Raw genomic sequence first — 13,964 nt, forward strand, 5'->3', positions numbered from 1 at the left:
GTCGGATGCGGTGGGCGGCCATGGTGGGCATCCGTTGGGGGGACTGGGGGGTTGCTCGATGGGAGTGCGGCTCATGGTGGTCGACGACCACCGACTGCTCGCGGAGGCGCTGGCCTCGGCGCTGAAGCTGCGGGGGCACCGCGTGCTGGCCGCCGCGGCGCCGGCCGCGGGCGCGGCCGAGCTGGTGATCAGCCGGGCGCCGGAGGTGTGCCTGCTGGGCACGGCGACCCCGGCCGAGCCGGGCGCCTTCGACCCGGTGGCGCGGATCAAGCGGGAGCGTCCGCAGGTGGCCGTGGTCGTGCTGGGGCCGGTGCCCTCGCCGCGCGGCATCGCCGCGGCCTTCGCCGCGGGCGCCTCGGGCTACGTACGCCACGACGAGCGCATCGAGGGGGTCGAGCGGGCCATCATGAAGGCCCGGGCGGGCGAGGCGGCGGTGGCCCCCCAGCTGCTCCAGGGCGCCTTCGGCGAGCTCCTCAACCCGGCCGCGCAGCCCGACGACGAGGGTCAGCGGCTGCTGCAGATGCTCACCCCGCGGGAGGTGGAGGTGCTGGTCAGGGTGGCCGACGGGGAGGACACCCGGCTGATCGCGGCCGGCATGGGCATCGCCCCGAGCACGGCCCGCACCCACGTCCAGCGGGTGCTGATGAAACTGGGGGTCGGCTCCCGCCTGGAGGCGGCGGCCCTGGCGGCCCGCACAGGCCTCCTGGACCGCGCCACCCCACCACCACCGGCGTAACACCGGGCGCGCGCGCCCGCCCTCCGGGCCCGGCCCGTCCTTCCGGGGCGGACCCGGTCTTCCGGGCGGGCGCGGTCTTCCGGCGTCGCCCCGGTCTCCCGGGGCGGCCCGGGAGTCGGGCGGCGGTCCCCGGTCTTCGGGGGCGCCCCGGCTTTCCGGGGCGGGCCCGGCGTTCGGGCGGCCGTCTCCGGTCTTCCGGCGTGGGCGTCCGGTCTTCGGCGGTGGCTTGTGGTCTTCGCGGTGGCCCCTGATCTCCCAGCGGCTGTCTCCCGCTCTCCGGCGCGGGCCTCCGGTCTTCCGACGCGGGCCTTCGGGCCTCCGGCGACGGCCTCCGGCCCTCCGTCCGGCGTGGGAGGCGCTCAAGGGGCGCGAGCGGGCGCGGTGCGTGCCCCCCACGCATGCCCGCACCTGCCTGCGCGCCACCCGCCCGTCCGGGTGCCCCATGGGCAGGGCGCTCCGCCTGCACGTCCTGGCTGGGCGCTGCCCTCTCGGGCGCCTGCCTGCCCGGGTGCCACCCGGCCGGGCACCACACTTCCGGGCGCCTGCCTGCCCCGACGCCTGCCTGCCCGGGTGCCACCCGGCCGGGCACCACACTTCCGGGCGCCTGCCTGCCCCGAGGCCTGCCTGCCCGGGTGCCACCCGGCCGGGCACCACACTTCCGGGCGCCTGCCTGCCCCGAGGCCTGCCTGCCCGGGTGCCACCCGGCCGGGCACCACACTTCCGGGCGCCTGCCTGCCCCGAGGCCTGCCTGCCCGGGTGCCACCCGGCCGGGTGCCACCCTCCCGGGTGCCACCCTCCCGGGCGCCTGCCTGCCCCGAGGCCTGCCTGCCCCGAGGCCTGCCTGCCCGGGTGCCACCCGGCCGGGCACCACACCCTCCCGGGCGCCCGCTTGCCCCGACGTCTGCCTGCCCGGGTGCCACCCTCCCGGGTGCCACCCTCCCGGGCGCCGCGGCCTGCCTGGGTGCCGCCCTGCCCAGGCGGTCCCCCGGCCAGGCGCCAGCCTGCCCAGGCGCCCCCGGGCAAGGCCCCCGCCCGGGCGCCCCGGTCAGGGCGCCCCTTCCCGGGCGCCCCGACCGGGCCGGCGCCCCGACCGGGCCGGCGCCCGGCCGGTGGCTCACTGCTCCGGCTTCTGTTCCTCCAGCAGCTCCTCCCCGGAGGGGTGGCTCACCGGGCGCAGCTTCATCCACACCAGGAAGAACAGGCCGAGGAGCAGCATCCCGAGGCCGGTCCACAGATTGATGTTCACCCCTTCGGCCTTGTCGATCGCCGCCTGGGAGTCGGTGATCCCGGTGATCGTCACGATGATCCCGTACAGCACGAACAGGCCGCCGATGATGCGCCGCAGGTCGAAGATGCGCGCGGCGGTCGCGGACTGGTGCTCCAGCTCGGTGACTTCCCGCTGGACGTCCTTCTCGGAGAATCCCGAGCGCTCGGACTCAGACATGGTCTCTCAATCCTCCCGCGATCAGAACGAGAACGGGATGTAGCAGAGGGCGGCGATGACGACGGCACCCCAGCCCAGCAGCGCCGGCCTGCGGTACCAGGCCTCGTCGCCGGGGGCGGCGGGCTCGGCCACGCCCGGGGACCGGGTGCCGTAGACCAGGCCCTGGAGCTCCTCGGCCGGCTTGGGCCGGGTGAACAGCGACACGGCGAACATGACCACCGCGCCGGCGACGAAGCCCGCGATCGCGGAGACGAAGTTCGCGCCCTGGTCCGAGGGGATGCCGATGATGCCCTGCTTGTAGATGACGAAGTAGTTCACCATCGCGGTCACGGTGCCGGCGAGCAGGCCCCAGAAGCCGGACTTCATGGACGCCCGCTTCCAGAACATGCCGACGATGAACACCACGAACATCGGCACGTTGAAGAAGGAGAACAGCGTCTGCAGGTAGGCCATGATGTTCGAGAACGAGGAGGCCAGGAACGCGGTGCCGATCGAGGCGAGCACGCCGATCGCCGTGATGATCCGGCCGAAGCGGACGTAGTACTCGTCCTCGCGGTGCCTGACCACGTACTTCGCCCAGATGTCGCTGGTGAACACGGTGTTGAAGGACGACACGTTGGCCGCCATGCCCGCCATGAAGGCGGCGAGCAGACCGGTCACCGCGATGCCGAGCACGCCGTTGGGCAGCAGCTCCTGCATCAGGTACGGGATGGCGTCGTTGTACTGGTAGCCGGAGCCGGGCGCGCCGAAGTGCGGCACCAGCGCGGCGGCGGCCAGGCCCGGGATCATCACCAGGAAGACGATGAAGATCTTGGGGTAGGCGGCGATCAGCGGGGTGCGCTGGGCGGCGGAGAGGTTCCTCGCGGACAGCGCGCGCTGCACCTCGGCGAAGTTGGTCGTCCAGTAGCCGAAGGACAGCACGAAGCCGAGGCCGAGGACGATGGTCAGCCAGTTGGCGCCGAGCGGGTTGGCGTGGCCGATGCCGGTGCCGCCCCAGGCAGTGGTGAAGTTCGCCCCGTGGGTGGCGGTGAGCTTCTGGGTCAGGCCGTCCCAGCCGCCGGCCTTCTTCAGGCTGAGCACCACGATCGGGATGAGCGCCGCGAGGATCACGAAGAACTGCAGCACCTCGTTGTAGATCGCGGAGGACAGGCCGCCCAGGGTGATGTAGGCGAGCACGAAGAAGCCGGCGACCACGATCGCCAGCCACTGCGGCCAGCCCAGCAGCGCCTCGACGACGATCGCGAGGGCGTACAGGTTCACACCGGCGATCAGCACCGCCGCGAAGGCGAACAGGACCGAACTGAGCAGATGCGCGCCCTTGTCGAAGCGCAGCAGCAGGAACTCGGGGACCGACCGCACCTTGGAGCCGTAGTAGAACGGCATCATCACCAGGCCGAGGAAGACCATGGCCGGGATGGCGCCGATCCAGTACCAGTGCACGGTGTAGGCGCCGTACTGGGCGCTGTTGGCGGCCATGCCGAGGATCTCGGTGGCGGCCAGGTTGGCGGAGACGAACGCCAGTCCCGTGATCCACGCCGGCAGGGAGCGCCCGGACAGGAAGAAGTCGAGGCTGGTCTTGACCGAGTGGCGGGCGGCGAAGCCGATGCCGAGGACCACGGCGAAGTAGATCCCGAGGATCGTGTAGTCGAGCCCGTTCGTGGGGAGCCGTAGCCCCGCTGCCAGCTCCACGGCGTTGTATGGGGGGGTTTGCATGAGAACTCGCTTCGTTGCGCGAACTGATCCAGCGGGGAACCTACGCCTCCGCGTTCAGTAATTGAACACTTTTGTTGGTCGTCTTTGTTTGATTGTGATGTCGAGGGGTCTTGGTTGGTTGTGATGTGTTATGTTTGATTGTGTTGGGTGACTGGGGGTGAAGGTGCCGGGTTCCGACCCGGGGACACCCAGACCGGCCGTGGGATCCAGAGGGAGTCCGACAGTGAAGAAGACCTCGACCCGGCTCGCCGACGGTCGTGAGCTCATCTACTACGACCTGCGGGACGACACCGTGCGCGACGCGGTCGACCGGCGCCCGCTGGAGCCGACCGTCACCACCTCCGAGATCCGCCGGGACCCGCTGCTCGGCGACTCGGTCGCCATCGCCTCGCACCGCCAGGGCCGCACGTATCACCCGCCCGCCGACGAGTGCCCCCTGTGCCCCTCCCGCGGCGAGCGGCTGAGCGAGATCCCCGACTCGTCCTACGACGTGGTGGTCTTCGAGAACCGCTTCCCCTCGCTGGCCGGCGACTCGGGCCGGTGCGAGGTCGTCTGCTTCACCTCCGACCATGACGCCTCCTTCGCCGACCTGAGCGAGAGGCAGGCGCGACTCGTGCTGGACGCGTGGACGGACCGGACGTCGGAGCTGTCGCATCTGCCCTCCGTCGAGCAGGTGTTCTGTTTCGAGAACCGTGGTGCGGAGATCGGCGTGACGCTGGGTCACCCGCACGGTCAGATCTACGCGTACCCCTTCACTACCCCGCGCACCGCCCTGATGCTGCGCTCACTGGCGGCGCACCAGGAGGCCACCGGCGGGGAGAACCTGTTCGACGCGGTCCTGGAGCGCGAACTGGCCGATGAGCGGATCGTCCTCGAGGGTGAACACTGGGTGGCCTTCGTGCCGTACGCGGCGCACTGGCCCTACGAGGTCCATCTGTACCCCAGGCGCCGCGTCCCCGACCTGCTCGCGCTCGACGAGGCGGCGCGCACGGAGTTCCCCCAGGTGTATCTGGAACTGTTGAGGCGCTTCGACCGGATCTTCGGCGAGGGAGAGCCTCCGACCCCGTACATCGCGGGCTGGCACCAGGCCCCGTTCGGCCGCTCGGGTGATAATGCGGTGCGCGAGGAGTTCGCGCTCCACCTGGAGCTTTTCACCGTCCGCCGTACTTCCGGCAAGCTGAAGTACCTCGCCGGTTCCGAATCCGGCATGAGTGTGTTCATCAACGACGTGCCGCCGGAGCGCGCGGCCGAGCGACTGCGAGAGGTAGCGAGTTCATGAGCGGGAAGTACCTGGTGACGGGCGGCGCGGGCTACGTCGGCAGCGTGGTCGCCCAGCACCTGCTGGAGGCCGGCCACGAGGTCACCGTCCTCGACAACCTCTCGACGGGCTTCCGCGAGGGCGTCCCGGCGGGCGCCGCCTTCGTCGAGGGCGACATCCGCGACGCCGCCAAATGGCTGGACTCCTCCTACGACGCCGTTCTGCACTTCGCCGCGTTCTCGCAGGTCGGCGAGTCGGTGGTGAAGCCGGAGAAGTACTGGGAGAACAACGTCGGCGGCACCATGGCGCTGCTCGCCGCCATGCGCGAGGCGGGGGTGCGCACGCTGGTGTTCTCCTCCACGGCCGCGACCTACGGCGAGCCGGAGCAGGTGCCGATCGCCGAGACCGCCCCCACCCGGCCCACCAACCCCTACGGCGCCTCCAAGCTCGCCGTCGACCACATGATCAGCGGCGAGGCGGCGGCCCACGGCCTGGGCGCGGTCTCCCTGCGCTACTTCAACGTGGCCGGCGCCTACGGCGCCTGCGGCGAGCGCCACGACCCCGAGTCGCATCTGATCCCGCTGGTCCTCCAGGTCGCCCAGGGCCGCCGTGACGCGATCTCCGTCTACGGCGACGACTACCCCACGCCGGACGGCACCTGCGTGCGCGACTACATCCACGTCGCCGACCTCGCGGAGGCCCATCTGCTGGCCCTGCGGGCCGCCCGGCCCGGCGAGCACCTGATCTGCAACCTGGGCAACGGCAACGGCTTCTCCGTGCGCGAGGTGATCGAGACCGTCCGCCGGGTCACCGGCCACCCCGTGCCCGAGGTCGTCGCCCCGCGCCGGGCCGGCGACCCCGCGGTCCTGGTCGCCTCCGCGGACGCCGCCCGGGAGAAGCTCGGCTGGACCCCGTCCCGCGCGGATCTCGCGGGTATCGTCGCGGACGCCTGGGAGTTCGCGCAGCACATCGCGAAGGAGCGCTAAGTGGGGGCAGCACAAGAGGTGCGGGACGGCTTCGCCGGGTTGTACGGCGCCGAGCCGGACGGGGTGTGGGCGGCGCCCGGCCGCGTCAACCTCATCGGCGAGCACACCGACTACAACGACGGCTTCGTGATGCCGTTCGCGCTGCCGCACGTCACGGTCGCCGCGGTCGCCCGCCGGACGGACGGGGTGCTGCGCCTGCACTCGGCCGACGTGCCGGGCGCCCCGGTGCAGCTGCGCCTGGCCGAGCTGGCGCCCGGGTCCGACAAGGACTGGACGGCCTATCCGGCCGGCGTGGTCTGGGCGCTGCGGGAGGCCGGCCACGAGGTGACCGGCGCGGACGTGCACCTGTCCTCGACGGTCCCCACGGGCGCCGGCCTGTCCTCCTCCGCCGCCCTGGAGGTCGTCGTCGCCCTGGCCCTGAGCGACCTGTTCCGGCTGGGGCTGCGGGGCTGGCAGCTGGCCCGGCTGTGCCAGCGCGCCGAGAACGTCTACGTCGGCGCCCCCACCGGCATCATGGACCAGACGGCCGCGGCCTGCTGCGAGGCCGGCCACGCCCTCTTCCTGGACACCCGCGACCTGTCCCAGCGGCAGATCCCCTTCGACCTCGCGGCCGAGGGGCTGCGCCTGCTGGTCGTGGACACCCGCGTCAAGCACGCCCACAGCGACGGCGAGTACGGCAAGCGCCGGGCCGGCTGCGAGAAGGGCGCGGCGCTGCTCGGCGTGGACGCCCTGCGGGACGTGCCCTACGCGGAACTGGACGCGGCGCTCGCCCGGCTGGGCGACGAGGAGGAGGTCCGCCGCCTGGTGCGGCACGTCGTCACCGAGAACGAGCGGGTGGAACGGGTGGTGTCCCTGCTCCACTCGGGCGACCCGCGCGCCATCGGCCCGGTCCTGACCGAGGGCCACGCCTCCCTGCGCGACGACTTCCGCGTCTCCTGCCCGGAGCTGGACCTGGTCGTCGACACGGCCCTCGCCTCCGGCGCGCTCGGCGCCCGCATGACCGGCGGCGGCTTCGGCGGCTCCGCCATCGTCCTGACCGAGGCGACCGCGGTCCCCGCCGTCACCCGCGCCGTCGAGGACGCCTTCGCCACCTCCGGCTTCCCCACCCCCCGCGTCTTCGAAGCGACCCCCTCCCCAGGAGCCCACCGCCTCACCTGACCCCCGGCCCACCGCACCGGTGGCCTCCCCGCCGACCGCGCGCGTCCGGCACCCGAACGGATCCCGGTAAGGTGCGCCGCGGCCGCCACCACGCCTGGCGGTGCGACCGGACAAGGGGGAGACCACACATGGCATGGCAGGAGTGGGAACAGCTGAAGGCCCAGGCGGCCGACGCGCATTCCGCGCGGATGCAGCTCAACCAGTACCCGGCCGACCAGGGAGGCGACGGAACCCAGGGAGACCTCGTCGTGGGCCACGAGGACCTCGAAGCCGTGGGCCGGGCCGCCCACGACCTGTTCGACCACTTCTCTTGCCCAAGGACGGCGTCGGGGCTCTCGTCCGCAATGCCGTGAACGAAGGATGGGATGCGAGCGACGAGTACCTGAGGAACGCGAAGGAGCGCCCCTAGTGGAGACAACGCCGGAACGTCGGCCGATGCTTGCTCACTGGCGGGGTGGGAAGGTGGTCCTCCTGTTCCTGCTCGTTCTCGGAGTCTTCTGCGGTGGTGGGTGGATGTTCCTGAACAAGGGCCTCTATCTGTTGCCGGACAGAATGTGCGAAGACACCCTCGACCGCGACACGGTCAAGCAAGTGCTGCCCAACGTCCGATCGGCCGACAGCAGTGCGAACACGCAGGGCGCGGGGGACGGTCTCACCTTTTGGTGCCGGGTCACCACCAGCAGCGATTCGTCCCTCTCCGGAGAAGCGCGGGTCCGGCAGGTCTCCCGTGGGCAATGGCTCGAGTACTACCGCGGTGCCGGGGAGCGAAGCCGAGTCGTCCGGGTCTCCGTGGAGGGCGTGGAAGCGCTCGCCCGGATCGACTCCGGGGAGACGACCTCGGCGGTGTACGTGCCCTGCACGCCGCCCGCCGTGCCCGAGTACAACGCCTCCCGGCCCTATGCGGTGGCCGCCGAAGCCCGGGTCTACGGACCTGCCCGGGCCGCGGGTGTGCCGCTGCGTCAGGCCCTGACCGACTTCGCGTACCGGCTGGCCCGCCACGCCTACCACGTGGCCGAGTGCGAGAAGCGTCGCGAACTGCCCCGGGAACTGCCCCGCTACAAGGAGCGCTGATGGACGACGACGCGTTGCGGTCGCGGTTCGACGGTCGGGGGATGGTGGAGATCCGGGGGGAGGCGTCGGTGCGGGGGCGGGCCGAGGCGGTCGGGCGGGCGCTCGGGTACGCGCTGGTCTCCGTCGAGCGCCTCGGCGGCCCGAGCGCGGGGCTGCTGCCCGGGTACCGTCCGCCGGACCGGGTGCTGCTCGTCTTCCGGCGCGACGACGATCCGCGGGCCCGCCGGCGGGCCGAGCAGGCCGTCGAGCGGCTGCGGGCGGGCGGACCGGTGCTGCCGGAGGTCGAGCCTCCGCCGCCTCCGCCGCCCTCGCCGGCCCCGCCCCTGACGCCCCGGCCGCCGGCACCCCGCCCCCGGCGGTCGCTGGAGCCGCCACCGCCTCCTCCGGCTCCGCCGGCGGGCCGGCCCGGGCCGCGGATTCCGTCCCGGCCGCCGTACCCGCCTCTTCCGCCGCCCCCGCCGCCCGCGCCGAACCCCGGCTGAGCCCCCGTTCAGCGCAAGGGCTTGATCAGGGTGTACTCCGTGATGCCCGGGGGGTAGTCGGGGATCGCGCAGACCACCTTGTAGCCGTGGCGGCGGTAGAACCGCGGGGCCTGGAAGTCCCAGGTCTCCAGGCGGGCGCCGCGGCAGCCGCGTTCGTCGTGGGCCAGGCGTTCGGCGCGGGTGAGGAGGCGGGAGCCGAGGCCGGCGCCGCGGTGGCGTTCGTCGACCCACAGGTACGTCACGTGCAGCCAGGTGGTCCAGGTGTGGCCCACCAGGCCGCCCGCCAGTCCGCCGGCGTCGTCCAGGGCCCAGACGTGCAGCGGGAGTTCGCGTTCGGCGGGGGTTCCGCGCAGGGCGGCGAGGACGGGCGAGGCCGCCGTGTTCGTGTCGCGCAGGCGGGAACGGAGCAGATCGCGCCGCTCCTTGTCGACTTCTGCCTCGATACGAAACATGCGGCACACCCTAAACGCGTCGGGCGGGCAGTTCCGCGAATTCCCTTCCCGTCCCGGCCCCCGCCCGTACTCTGAGGAACGGTGCCGGTGGGGGCCGGCGCCGTTCAGGGGGCGAACAGCCGGGTACGACGCCCGAAGTGGGGGTAGCAGTTCCGCATGGCGGCGGCCGTGCGGCCGTACCGCCCCGGGCGTCGTGTCCGCGCCGGCCGGAGCTCCTCGGACGGGAATCCCCTGCTCCACCAGGAGCCTGGGGAAGGGGGTTTTCAGTGGTTCGCATCCGAGTCCTGGTCGTCGACGACCACCGCATCTTCGCCGAGTCGCTCGCCGCCGCCCTGGCCGCCGAGCCCGACGTGGAGGTCGCCGCGGCGGGCTCCGGTCCGGCGGCCCTGCGCTGTCTGGAGCGGGCGGCGGCCGAGGGGCGCCGCTTCGACGTGCTGCTCGTGGACGCCGACCTCGGCGGTGACGCGGTGGGCGGCCGGAGGGCCGTACCGGTCCAGGAGGGCAACGCCGACGGCCTGGTCGACGGCATCTCCCTGGTCGCCGGGGTGCGCGGCGCCCAGCCCGGGGTGCGGACCGTGGTGCTCGCCGAGAAGGACGACCCCCGCCGGGCGGCGCTCGCCCTGCAGGCCGGGGCGTGCGGCTGGGTGGCCAAGGACTGCTCGCTGTCCCGGCTGCTCACCGTCATCCGCGGGGTGCTGCGGGACGAGACCCATCTGCCGCCCGCCCTGCTCACCGGGGTTCTGCGGGAGCTGACCGCCGCCCGCAAGCACCGCACCGAGAGCGAGCGGCTGGTGGAGTCGCTGACCCCGCGCGAGCGGGAGGTGCTGCGCTGCATGGTCGCGGGGCTGGGGCGCAAGGCCGTCGCCGAGCGGCTGTACCTGTCCCCGCACACCGTCCGCACCCACATGCAGAACGTCCTGGGCAAGCTCGGCGTGCACTCCACGCTCGCCGCCGTGGCGCTGGCCCGCCGGGCCGGGGTGGGTCCGGCCGACCTAACCGGGGATGTTGTCGAACGGGGCGGTCAACTGGCGTAGCAGGCTGGCCAGTTCCGCGCGCTGCGCGGAGGACAGCTCGCCGAGGATGGCACGCTCCTGGTCGAGCAGCCCGGCCAGTGAGCGGTCCGCGCGGTCCTTGCCCTCCTCCGTCAGCCGCACCAGCACCCCGCGCCGGTCGCTGGGGTCGGGCAGCCGCTCCACCAGGCCCTTCTTCGCCAGCCGGTCGATGCGGTTGGTCATGGTCCCGGAGGTGACCAGGGTCTGGGTCAGCAGCTGTCCCGGCGAGAGCTGGTACGGAGCTCCCGCGCGCCTGAGCGCGGTCAGGACGTCGAACTCCCAGGGCTCCAGAGAGTGCTCGGCGAAGGCCAGACGGCGCGCGCGGTCCAGGTGCCGGGCCAGCCTGCTCACCCGGCTCAGCACCTCGAGCGGTTCCACGTCGAGGTCCGGGCGCTCCCGGCGCCACGACGCGACCAGCCGATCGACCTCGTCCTCCATGACGATCAGTGTAGTGGTTGTGTCGATGTGAAGTCTCTTGATATCAAGTCTCTTGACATCGAGCTACCTTCCCCGGAAGGTGGGAACACCGTGGAGTACGACTTCGAGGAGGCCGCCGTGCCCGACCGCACCCCCACCTGGGACCCCGCCCAGTACCTGCGCCACGCCGGCCACCGCGCCCGCCCCTTCACCGACCTCCTGGCCCGCGTCCCCGACCTCACGGGCGACCCGCCCCGCATCGCCGACCTCGGCTGCGGCCCCGGCAACGTCACCGTGCTGCTCACCGAGCGCTGGCCCGCCGCCCTGGTCACCGGCTACGACAACTCGCCCGAGATGCTCGACAAGGCCGTCGTGGACCACGCCGGCCGCACCCCGGGCGGCGGCCGCCTGGAGTTCGCCCACGCCGACGCCCGCACCTGGACGCCCGCCGAGCCGCACGACCTGATCGTCAGCAACGCCACACTGCAGTGGGTGCCGGGACACGCGGACCGCTTCGCCGACTGGGTGGCGGCCCTCAGGCCGGGCGGGACCTTCGCCTTCCAGGTCCCCGGCAACTTCTCCGCCCCCAGCCACCGGCTAATGCGCGCGCTGGCCGGCTCCGCCCGCTGGCGCGACCGCCTCGGGGACGTGCTGCGCCACGAGGACGCCGTCCTCACGCCCGGGGCCTACCTGGAGAGGCTGACCGCCCTCGGCTGCACCGCCGACGTCTGGGAGACGACGTACGTCCATCTGCTGCCGGGCGAGGACCCCGTGCTGGACTGGGTCAAGGGCACGGGCCTGCGCCCGGTCCTCACCGCGCTCGCCGACGACCCCGGGGTGCGGGAGGACTTCCTGGCCGAGTACCGGGCCGCGCTGCGGGCGGCCTACCCGGCCGGGCCGCACGGCACCCCGTTCCCCTTCCGCCGTGTCTTCGCGGTGGCGCGCAAGGAGGCGTGAGCGGTGCTGACCGCCGTGGACCATGTGCAACTGGCCGCCCCGCCCGGCTCCGAGGACGCGCTGCGGGCCTTCTACGCCGGCGTGCTCGGCATGACGGAGGTCCCCAAGCCGCCCGCGCTCGCCGCCCGCGGCGGCTGCTGGTTCCGGGCCGGCACGGTCCGGCTCCACCTCGGCGTCGAGGAGGACTTCCGCCCCGCCCGCAAGGCCCACCCCGGCCTGCGGGTGACGGGCACCGAGGCGTACGCCGCCCGGCTCGCGGCACGCGGCGCGAAGGTCGCCTGGGACGACGGCCTGCCCGGCCACCGCCGCTTCTACTCCGAGGACCCGGTGGGCAACCGGCTGGAGTTCCTCGAGCCGGCCGGGAGCCCCGCCCGGGAGATCGGGGAGGACGGGGCGGACAGGGAGGACGGGGAGGACGGGGAGGACGGCGCGGGTGCCGCACGCCCGCACGGACACCTGAACGGACCCCGTACGGACGCCTGAAGGGCGCCCGTACGGACGCCCCGCCACCGGGCGCCCTCAGCTCTTGCGGTGACCGATCAGACGCGGCTTCGGCTCCAGGCCGTCCAGACCGTGCCAGGCCAGGTTCACCAGGTGGGCCGCCACCTCCGCCTTCTTCGGGCGGCGCACGTCCAGCCACCACTGCCCCGTCAGGGCGACCATCCCGACCAGGGCCTGCGCGTACAGCGGCGCCAGCTTGGGGTCGAAGCCGCGGGACTTGAACTCGCGGCCCAGGATGTCCTCCACCTGGGTGGCGATGTCCGAGATCAGCGAGGCGAAGGAACCGGTGGACTGCGGGATGGGGGAGTCGCGGACCAGGATGCGGAAGCCGTCCGTGCACTCCTCGATGTAGTCCAGGAGCGCGAACGCCGCCTGCTCGCACAGCTCCCGCGGGTGACCCGCGGTGAGGGAGCTGGTGACCATGTCCAGCAGGCGGCGCATCTCGCGGTCCACCACGACCGCGTACAGCCCCTCCTTGCCGCCGAAGTGCTCGTACACCACCGGCTTGGACACCCCGGCCTTCGCCGCGATCTCCTCCACCGACGTGCCCTCGAAGCCCTTGGCGGCGAACAGCGTGCGACCGATCTCCAGCAGCTGCTGGCGGCGCTCCGCACCGGTCATCCGGGTGCGGCGCGCGCGCCGCGGCTTGTCATTGCTCGGGGTGCTGCTGGAGTCGGTCGCCACGGCCTCAATCATGCCGCCTCGGCGGTCTCCTTCCGGCGCCGGGAGCCGTCCGAGTCCGTGTTCCGCCGCGAATCGATACGCGAGCGTGACGGCCACCGCACGTCGTAGGCCCAGCCGAGCCGCTCGAACCAGCGGATGATGCGCGCGGAGGAGTCCAGCTGGCCGCGCTCCACGCCGTGCCGCGCGGAGGTCGGGTCGGCGTGGTGCAGGTTGTGCCAGGACTCGCCGCAGGACAGCACCGCCAGCCACCACACGTTGCCCGAGCGGTCCCGCGACTTGAACGGGCGCTTGCCGACCGCGTGGCAGATCGAGTTGATCGACCACGTCACGTGGTGCAGCAGCGCCACCCGCACCAGCGAACCCCAGAAGAACGCCGTGAAGGCCCCCCACCACGACATGGTGACCAGCCCGCCGATCAGCGGCGGCAGCAGCAGCGACGCCGTGGTCCACACGACGAACTGACGGGAGATCGTCCGCAGTGTGTCGTCCTTGATCAGGTCCGGTGCGTACTTCTCCTGCGGCGTCTGCTCCTCGTCGAACATCCAGCCGACGTGGGCCCACCACAGGCCCTTCATCAGCGCCGGGATCGTCTCGCCGTAACGCCACGGCGAGTGCGGGTCACCCTCGTGGTCGGAGTACTTGTGGTGCTTGCGGTGGTCGGCGACCCAGCGGACCAGGGGTCCCTCGACGGCCATCGAGCCGGCGATGGCCAGCGCGATCCTCAGGGGCCGCTTGGCCTTGAACGAGCCGTGGGTGAAGTGCCGGTGGAAACCGATCGTGATGCCGTGACAGCCGAGGAAGTAGAAGAAGACCAGCAGGCCGAGGTCCAGCCAGCTCACCCCCCATCCCCACGCCAGCGGCACCGCCGCGAGCAGCGCGAGGAACGGAACGGTGATGAAGAGCAGCAGCGTGATCTGCTCGATCGAACGCTTCTGCTCGCCGCCCAGGGTGGCGGAGGGCGTTGCGGTGCCGGGCGCCTTCGGGGCGTCGTCGATCACATCGGAGCTTGTGGTCATGGGCGTCCCCTGTGGGGTCGAGGGTCGAGACAGGTGC

16 protein-coding genes are annotated in these 13,964 nt (G+C 72.7%); 10 read left to right on the top strand and 6 right to left on the bottom strand.

Annotated features, from left to right (window positions below; genetic code table 11):
- Window positions 1–58: 58 nt before the first annotated feature.
- Window positions 59–736, top strand: coding sequence for a LuxR C-terminal-related transcriptional regulator (locus tag ACI2LW_RS21240; RefSeq protein ID WP_404732761.1), 678 nt, complete (start codon window positions 59–61; stop codon window positions 734–736).
- Between the two features lie 1,114 nt (window positions 737–1,850).
- Here ACI2LW_RS21240 and ACI2LW_RS21245 read toward each other — a convergent pair.
- Together ACI2LW_RS21245 and ACI2LW_RS21250 are read right to left on the bottom strand one after the other, a co-directional pair.
- Complete coding sequence (locus ACI2LW_RS21245) at window positions 1,851–2,180, bottom strand: hypothetical protein (RefSeq protein ID WP_404732762.1); 330 nt, start codon at window positions 2,178–2,180, stop codon at window positions 1,851–1,853.
- Between the two features lie 21 nt (window positions 2,181–2,201).
- On the bottom strand, window positions 2,202–3,893 hold the full coding sequence (locus ACI2LW_RS21250) for a sodium:solute symporter family protein (protein WP_404732763.1): 1,692 nt from the start codon (window positions 3,891–3,893) through the stop codon (window positions 2,202–2,204).
- A 223-nt stretch (window positions 3,894–4,116) separates the two neighbouring features.
- On the opposite strand from ACI2LW_RS21250, the gene galT reads away from it, so the two are divergent.
- The 6 genes from galT (at window position 4,117) to ACI2LW_RS21280 (ending at window position 8,848) form a co-directional block, all read left to right on the top strand.
- Complete coding sequence (gene galT, locus ACI2LW_RS21255) at window positions 4,117–5,172, top strand: galactose-1-phosphate uridylyltransferase (RefSeq protein WP_404732764.1); 1,056 nt, start codon at window positions 4,117–4,119, stop codon at window positions 5,170–5,172.
- On the top strand, window positions 5,169–6,137 hold the full coding sequence (gene galE / locus ACI2LW_RS21260) for a UDP-glucose 4-epimerase GalE (protein ID WP_404732765.1): 969 nt from the start codon (window positions 5,169–5,171) through the stop codon (window positions 6,135–6,137). The genes galT and galE overlap by 4 nt, the downstream gene beginning before the upstream one ends.
- A complete protein-coding gene (gene galK, locus ACI2LW_RS21265; protein WP_404732766.1) occupies window positions 6,138–7,295 on the top strand; it encodes a galactokinase in 1,158 nt (385 codons plus the stop codon).
- Window positions 7,296–7,423: 128 nt separating this feature from the next.
- Window positions 7,424–7,648: a hypothetical protein gene (locus tag ACI2LW_RS21270; protein WP_404732767.1), complete on the top strand. Its 225-nt coding sequence runs from the start codon at window positions 7,424–7,426 to the stop codon at window positions 7,646–7,648.
- An 82-nt stretch (window positions 7,649–7,730) separates the two neighbouring features.
- Window positions 7,731–8,366 carry a hypothetical protein gene (locus tag ACI2LW_RS21275; RefSeq protein ID WP_404732768.1) on the top strand — a complete coding sequence of 212 codons (636 nt, stop codon included), beginning with the start codon at window positions 7,731–7,733 and terminating at the stop codon, window positions 8,364–8,366.
- On the top strand, window positions 8,366–8,848 hold the full coding sequence (locus ACI2LW_RS21280; protein WP_404732769.1) for a hypothetical protein: 483 nt from the start codon (window positions 8,366–8,368) through the stop codon (window positions 8,846–8,848). Before ACI2LW_RS21275 ends, ACI2LW_RS21280 begins: the two co-directional genes overlap by 1 nt.
- Before the next feature lie 8 nt (window positions 8,849–8,856).
- Here the strand turns inward: ACI2LW_RS21280 and ACI2LW_RS21285 are convergent, their stop codons facing one another.
- The gene (locus ACI2LW_RS21285; protein WP_404732770.1) at window positions 8,857–9,300 is read right to left on the bottom strand and encodes a GNAT family N-acetyltransferase; all 444 of its coding nucleotides are present in this window, start codon (window positions 9,298–9,300) and stop codon (window positions 8,857–8,859) included.
- Window positions 9,301–9,566: 266 nt separating this feature from the next.
- On the opposite strand from ACI2LW_RS21285, the gene ACI2LW_RS21290 reads away from it, so the two are divergent.
- Window positions 9,567–10,334, top strand: coding sequence for a LuxR C-terminal-related transcriptional regulator (locus tag ACI2LW_RS21290; RefSeq protein ID WP_404732771.1), 768 nt, complete (start codon window positions 9,567–9,569; stop codon window positions 10,332–10,334).
- On the opposite strand, the gene ACI2LW_RS21295 is transcribed toward ACI2LW_RS21290, so the two are convergent.
- Window positions 10,293–10,790, bottom strand: coding sequence for a MarR family winged helix-turn-helix transcriptional regulator (locus tag ACI2LW_RS21295; RefSeq protein ID WP_404732772.1), 498 nt, complete (start codon window positions 10,788–10,790; stop codon window positions 10,293–10,295). The genes ACI2LW_RS21290 and ACI2LW_RS21295 overlap by 42 nt on opposite strands.
- 117 nt (window positions 10,791–10,907) lie before the next feature.
- On the opposite strand from ACI2LW_RS21295, the gene ACI2LW_RS21300 reads away from it, so the two are divergent.
- Together ACI2LW_RS21300 and ACI2LW_RS21305 are read left to right on the top strand one after the other, a co-directional pair.
- Window positions 10,908–11,726: a trans-aconitate 2-methyltransferase gene (locus ACI2LW_RS21300; protein WP_404732845.1), complete on the top strand. Its 819-nt coding sequence runs from the start codon at window positions 10,908–10,910 to the stop codon at window positions 11,724–11,726.
- A 3-nt stretch (window positions 11,727–11,729) separates the two neighbouring features.
- Window positions 11,730–12,209 carry a VOC family protein gene (locus ACI2LW_RS21305; protein WP_404732773.1) on the top strand — a complete coding sequence of 160 codons (480 nt, stop codon included), beginning with the start codon at window positions 11,730–11,732 and terminating at the stop codon, window positions 12,207–12,209.
- A 36-nt stretch (window positions 12,210–12,245) separates the two neighbouring features.
- On the opposite strand, the gene ACI2LW_RS21310 is transcribed toward ACI2LW_RS21305, so the two are convergent.
- A complete protein-coding gene (locus ACI2LW_RS21310; RefSeq protein WP_404732774.1) occupies window positions 12,246–12,923 on the bottom strand; it encodes a TetR family transcriptional regulator in 678 nt (225 codons plus the stop codon).
- Window positions 12,920–13,927, bottom strand: coding sequence for an acyl-CoA desaturase (locus tag ACI2LW_RS21315; RefSeq protein ID WP_404732775.1), 1,008 nt, complete (start codon window positions 13,925–13,927; stop codon window positions 12,920–12,922). Before ACI2LW_RS21315 ends, ACI2LW_RS21310 begins: the two co-directional genes overlap by 4 nt.
- Window positions 13,928–13,964 lie beyond the last annotated feature (37 nt).

Source organism: Streptomyces sp. NPDC004065 (assembly GCF_044903565.1).
GTDB lineage: Bacteria > Actinomycetota > Actinomycetes > Streptomycetales > Streptomycetaceae > Streptomyces.

Bases quoted from the DNA above. Each gene is read 5' to 3' on its own strand.
- ACI2LW_RS21240 (WP_404732761.1), top strand. From the start codon at position 59: ATGGGAGTGCGGCTCATGGTGGTCGACGACCACCGACTGCTCGCGGAG.
- ACI2LW_RS21245 (WP_404732762.1), bottom strand. From the start codon at position 2,180: ATGTCTGAGTCCGAGCGCTCGGGATTCTCCGAGAAGGACGTCCAGCGG.
- ACI2LW_RS21250 (WP_404732763.1), bottom strand. From the start codon at position 3,893: ATGCAAACCCCCCCATACAACGCCGTGGAGCTGGCAGCGGGGCTACGG.
- galE (WP_404732765.1), top strand. From the start codon at position 5,169: ATGAGCGGGAAGTACCTGGTGACGGGCGGCGCGGGCTACGTCGGCAGC.
- ACI2LW_RS21270 (WP_404732767.1), top strand. From the start codon at position 7,424: ATGGCATGGCAGGAGTGGGAACAGCTGAAGGCCCAGGCGGCCGACGCG.
- ACI2LW_RS21275 (WP_404732768.1), top strand. From the start codon at position 7,731: ATGCTTGCTCACTGGCGGGGTGGGAAGGTGGTCCTCCTGTTCCTGCTC.
- ACI2LW_RS21280 (WP_404732769.1), top strand. From the start codon at position 8,366: ATGGACGACGACGCGTTGCGGTCGCGGTTCGACGGTCGGGGGATGGTG.
- ACI2LW_RS21285 (WP_404732770.1), bottom strand. From the start codon at position 9,300: ATGTTTCGTATCGAGGCAGAAGTCGACAAGGAGCGGCGCGATCTGCTC.
- ACI2LW_RS21295 (WP_404732772.1), bottom strand. From the start codon at position 10,790: ATGGAGGACGAGGTCGATCGGCTGGTCGCGTCGTGGCGCCGGGAGCGC.
- ACI2LW_RS21310 (WP_404732774.1), bottom strand. From the start codon at position 12,923: ATGATTGAGGCCGTGGCGACCGACTCCAGCAGCACCCCGAGCAATGAC.
- ACI2LW_RS21315 (WP_404732775.1), bottom strand. From the start codon at position 13,927: ATGACCACAAGCTCCGATGTGATCGACGACGCCCCGAAGGCGCCCGGC.